This is a genomic window from Natronomonas sp. (assembly GCF_047616845.1).
Taxonomy (GTDB): Archaea; Halobacteriota; Halobacteria; order Halobacteriales; family Haloarculaceae; genus Natronomonas.
Map to the genome: position 1 here is coordinate 1 of NZ_JBLGBY010000085.1, position 4527 is coordinate 4527.

The following is a 4527-nucleotide window of genomic DNA, read 5'->3' on the forward strand; positions in this document are numbered from 1 at the left end:
CCGGGCGAGTCGACCGTCATCGAAATCTATCCGGCCGGAACGCTCAGACGGCTCGAAACGGTCGACGAACAGTACAAGGATAGCGCCCATGATGCCCGCGGGCGACGAGACGCGATTCTGACACGGCTGGAATCGGACACGGTCGGCGGTATCGCGGTCACGATGGACGAGGCAGTTCGCGAGACAGCGCTGTCGGAATCCGGTGGAGACGCACTCGACAGCATCATCGCGGCTCTTGCAGCCGCCCGCGCGGCCGACCGAGGATTCGAACCCGACCACGGGTACGACGAACGGGAGGGCTGTATCTTCGTTTAGGCCGCCACACGGGCCATCCGCATCCGTTTTACGCGTCGACGCACTCAGGTCGTGTATGAAAGACCCGGCGGAACTCGACGTGACGATCGTGGACGGCTACGTCGACGAGCCGGCCCACTTCGGCGTGCCGCCCTACATCTCGACGTATCCCCGGTTCGCCGCCGGGGCCGCGGTCGACGCCGGCGTTCCACCCGAAGCGATCACGTATCACACCATCGACGAACTCCGCGACGACCGCTCGAAACGGCGCGACATCGCCGACGCCGACCTGTTCATCTACGTCGGCGGGATGACCGTTCCCGGCAAGTACGTCGGCGGCACCCCCGCAGAACCCGACGAGGTGAAGGAACTCGCCTGGACGGCCGACGGGACGAGCGTAATGGGCGGCCCCGTCCGGTTCGGCGTCGGCGAGGCCAACGAGGGCGCGACGGAAACGGAGCGGCAGAACCTCGATTACGACTTCCTCGCGGGCGCCGACATCGAGGCGGCCGTCTACGACCTCGTCCACGGCGGCCTGGAAGGGTTCGAGGACCGCTACCGCGACAACGCCGAGCTCGACCGCTGGGCCTCGAAGGGCGCGTTCATCATCGAACAACACCCCGACCACCCCGAATACCTCATCTGCGAGCTAGAGACCTCCCGTGGCTGTCCGTACCGATGTTCGTTCTGTACGGAACCGATGTACGGCGACCCCGACTTCCGGACGCCGAACTCCGTCGTCGGGGAAGTCGACGCGCTCGCAGACCACGGCGCGCGGCATTTCCGCCTCGGCCGCCAGGCCGATATCCTCGCGTACGGCGGCGACGGCGAGGCACCGAACCCCCAGGCGCTGCGCGAACTATACGGCGGCATCCACGAGGCGGTGCCGAACCTCGGCACGCTGCATCTGGACAACATGAACCCCGTGACCATCATCGACTACCCCGAGAAATCACGGGCGGGTATCCGCATCATCGCCGAGCACAACACGCCCGGCGACACCGCCGCCTTCGGCCTCGAATCGGCCGACCCGCTCGTCCAGGAGGAGAACAACCTGCTCGTCACCGCCGAGGAGTGTCTGGAGGCGGTACGCATCGTCAACGAAGAGGGCGGCTGGCGACCCAGCGAGGAACCCGGAAGCGGCCCCTCGGTCGACCCCAACGCCGACCGCCTGCCGAAGCTGCTGCCGGGCATCAACCTCGTCCACGGGCTGAAAGGCGAGCGGACGGAGACCTTCGAGCACAACAAGCAGTTCCTACAGGACGTCTACGACGAGGGGTTGATGCTTCGGCGCATCAACATCCGGCAGGTGATGGCCTTCGAGGGCACCGAGATGGCCGAGACGGGCGCCGAAATCGCCAACGACCACAAAAAGCAGTTCAAGCAGTACAAACGCGAGGTGCGCGAGGAGATCGACAATCCGATGCTCCAGCGCGTCGCGCCGCCGGGCACCGTCCTGCCGAACGTCTACCTCGAATACCACCAGGACGGCAAGACGTTTGGCCGACAGCTCGGCACCTACGCCCTGCTTGTCGGGCTCCCGGGCGAGCGCGAACTCGGCCGTACGGTCGACATTGCGGTTACCGACCACGGCTTCCGCTCCGTCTCGGGCGTCCCCTACCCGCTCGACGTCAACGACGCCTCGATGGACGAGCTCCGAATGTTGCCCGGAATTGGCAAACAGCGCGCCGGCAACATCGTCGTCGACCGCCCCTACGACACCGTCGAAGGGCTCGCGGGGGACGTCGACCTCTCGCGGTTCTGCGAACCTCGGAACGTCGAACGCGCCGACTGACCGGCAAGCAATAGTTGCGTGTATTAGGCGGGCGCTCCCAGACCGGATATGGGACTGGACGAGGACGCACTCGAATACCACCGCGCCGACCCGCCCGGCAAACTCGAGATAGCGACGACGAAACCGACGAACACGCAGCGTGACCTCTCGCTTGCGTACTCACCCGGCGTCGCGGCGCCCTGCCGCGCCATCGCCGACGACCCCGCGGACGCCTACACCTACACGACGAAGGGGAACATGGTCGGTGTCGTCTCGAACGGCACCGCAGTTCTCGGGTTGGGCGACATCGGCGCGCAGGCGTCGAAGCCCGTCATGGAAGGCAAGGGCGTGCTGTTCAAACGCTTCGCCGACATCGACGTCTTCGACATCGAACTCGACCAAGACGACCCGGCGTCGTTCGCCGAGGCCGTCTCGATGATGGAACCGACGTTCGGTGGCATCAACATCGAGGACATCGCCGCGCCCGCCTGCTTCCAAATCGAAGAGTTCCTCCGCGAGGAGATGGACATCCCCATCTTCCACGACGACCAGCACGGGACGGCCATCATCTCCGGCGCCGCCCTCCAGAACGCCTGTGAAATCGCCGACAAGGAACTCTCCGAACTCGAAGTCGTCTTCGCGGGCGCGGGTGCGGCGGCGACCGCGACTGCGCGGTTCTACGACTCCCTCGGCGTCGACCGTGACAACATCACGATGTGCGACGTCGACGGCATCATCACGGCCGAGCGGGCCGCGAACGGCGACCCCCACTCCTACGTCGAGCCGTTCGCCCGCGAGCGCCCGGATGGTGACCTCGCGGACGCGATGGACGGCGCCGACGCCTTCGTCGGCCTCTCCGTCGGTGGCATCGTCAGCGAGGAGATGGTGCGGTCGATGGCCGACGACCCTATCATCTTCGCGATGGCGAACCCCGAACCCGAAATCGGCTACGAGGAGGCGAAAGCAGCCCGCGACGACACCGTCATCATGGCGACGGGCCGCTCCGATTACCCGAATCAGGTCAACAACGTCCTCGGCTTCCCGTTCATCTTCCGGGGCGCCCTCGACGTGCGCGCCACCGAAATCAACGAGGCGATGAAGGTCGCCGCCTCGGAGGCGCTCGCCGAACTCGCGAAACGGGACGTGCCGGACGCGGTGGTGAAAGCCTACGGCGACCAGCCGCTGCAGTTCGGCCCGGGCTACATCATCCCGAAGCCACTCGACCCGCGCGTCCTCTTCGAGGTGTCCGGCGCCGTCGCGGAGGCCGCCATGGACAGCGGCGTTGCGCGCGAGACGCTCGACCTAGACGAGTACCGCGAGACGCTGGAGGCCCGCCTGGGTAAATCCCGTGAGATGATGCGCGTCGTGTTGAACAAAGCCCAGAGCGACCCGAAACGCCTCGTTCTCGCGGAGGGCGACGACCCGAAGATGATTCGCGCCGCCTACCAGCTCACCGAACAGGAGATCGCCGACCCCGTCCTCATCGGTCACAAACGCGACATCTGGGAGCAGGCGGCCGACCTCGGCCTCGATTTCGACCCCGAAATCGTCGACCCGACGACGGACGAACTCGACCCCTACGCAGAGCGGCTCTACGACCTCCGGAAACGAAACGGTGTCACTCGACGTGAGTCGGATGGCCTCGTCCACGACGGCAACTATCTCGCGAGCGTGATGGTCGAGATGGGCGACGCCGACGCGATGTTGACGGGGCTGACGAACCACTACCCGACCGCCCTCCGCCCGCCACTGCAGGTGGTCGGCACCGCCGACGACGCCGATTATGCCGCCGGCGTCTACATGCTGACGTTCAAGAACCGCGTCGTCTTCGTCGCCGACGCCACCGTCAATCAGGCACCCGATGCGGACGTGCTCGCGGAGGTCGCCGAACACACCGCCGACCTCGCCCGGCAGTTCAACGTCGACCCCCGAGTCGCGCTGCTTTCGTACTCCGATTTCGGCACGGTCGACAACGAGGGCACGCGCAAGCCCCGTGAGGCTGCACGCCGCCTCCGAGACGACCCCGACATCGAGTTCCCGGTCGACGGAGAGATGCAGGCCGACACCGCCGTCGTCGAGGAGATGCTGGCTGGCGATTACTCCTTTGCCGAACTCGACGAGCCGGCGAACGTGCTGGTCTTCCCGAATCTGGAGGCCGGCAACATCGCCTACAAGCTCCTCCAACGCCTCGGCGGCGCGGAAGCCATCGGCCCCATGCTCGTCGGCATGGACAAACCCGTCCACGTCCTCCAGCGCGGTGATGAGGTCAAAGATATCGTGAATCTGGCGAGCGTGGCCGTCGTGGACGCACAGTAGTCAGCCGCGACCACCGGGAGCGGCTTTTTTCGCCCACGTTTTTGCGCCGAGCGGGTCGCTCTCGCGACCCCGAGGCGGAAAAAGGTGGAGGTGAAGGATATCGTGAATCTGGCGAGCGTGGCCGTCGTGGACGCACAGTAGTC

At 66.0% G+C, this 4527-nt stretch carries 3 protein-coding genes; all 3 read left to right on the top strand.

From position 1 onward, the window contains the following. Positions 1 to 315, top strand: a 315-nt coding sequence (locus tag ACI8UR_RS12140) for a DUF429 domain-containing protein (RefSeq protein ID WP_415087919.1), incomplete at its 5' end; no start/stop codon positions are given. Positions 316 to 370: 55 nt separating this feature from the next. Then, positions 371 to 2089, top strand: a complete 1719-nt coding sequence (locus tag ACI8UR_RS12145) for a radical SAM protein (protein WP_411716273.1) — start codon at positions 371 to 373, stop codon at positions 2087 to 2089. A gap of 48 nt (positions 2090 to 2137) precedes the next feature. Beyond that, positions 2138 to 4384: an NADP-dependent malic enzyme gene (locus ACI8UR_RS12150; protein WP_415087920.1), complete on the top strand. Its 2247-nt coding sequence runs from the start codon at positions 2138 to 2140 to the stop codon at positions 4382 to 4384. Positions 4385 to 4527: the final 143 nt, after the last annotated feature.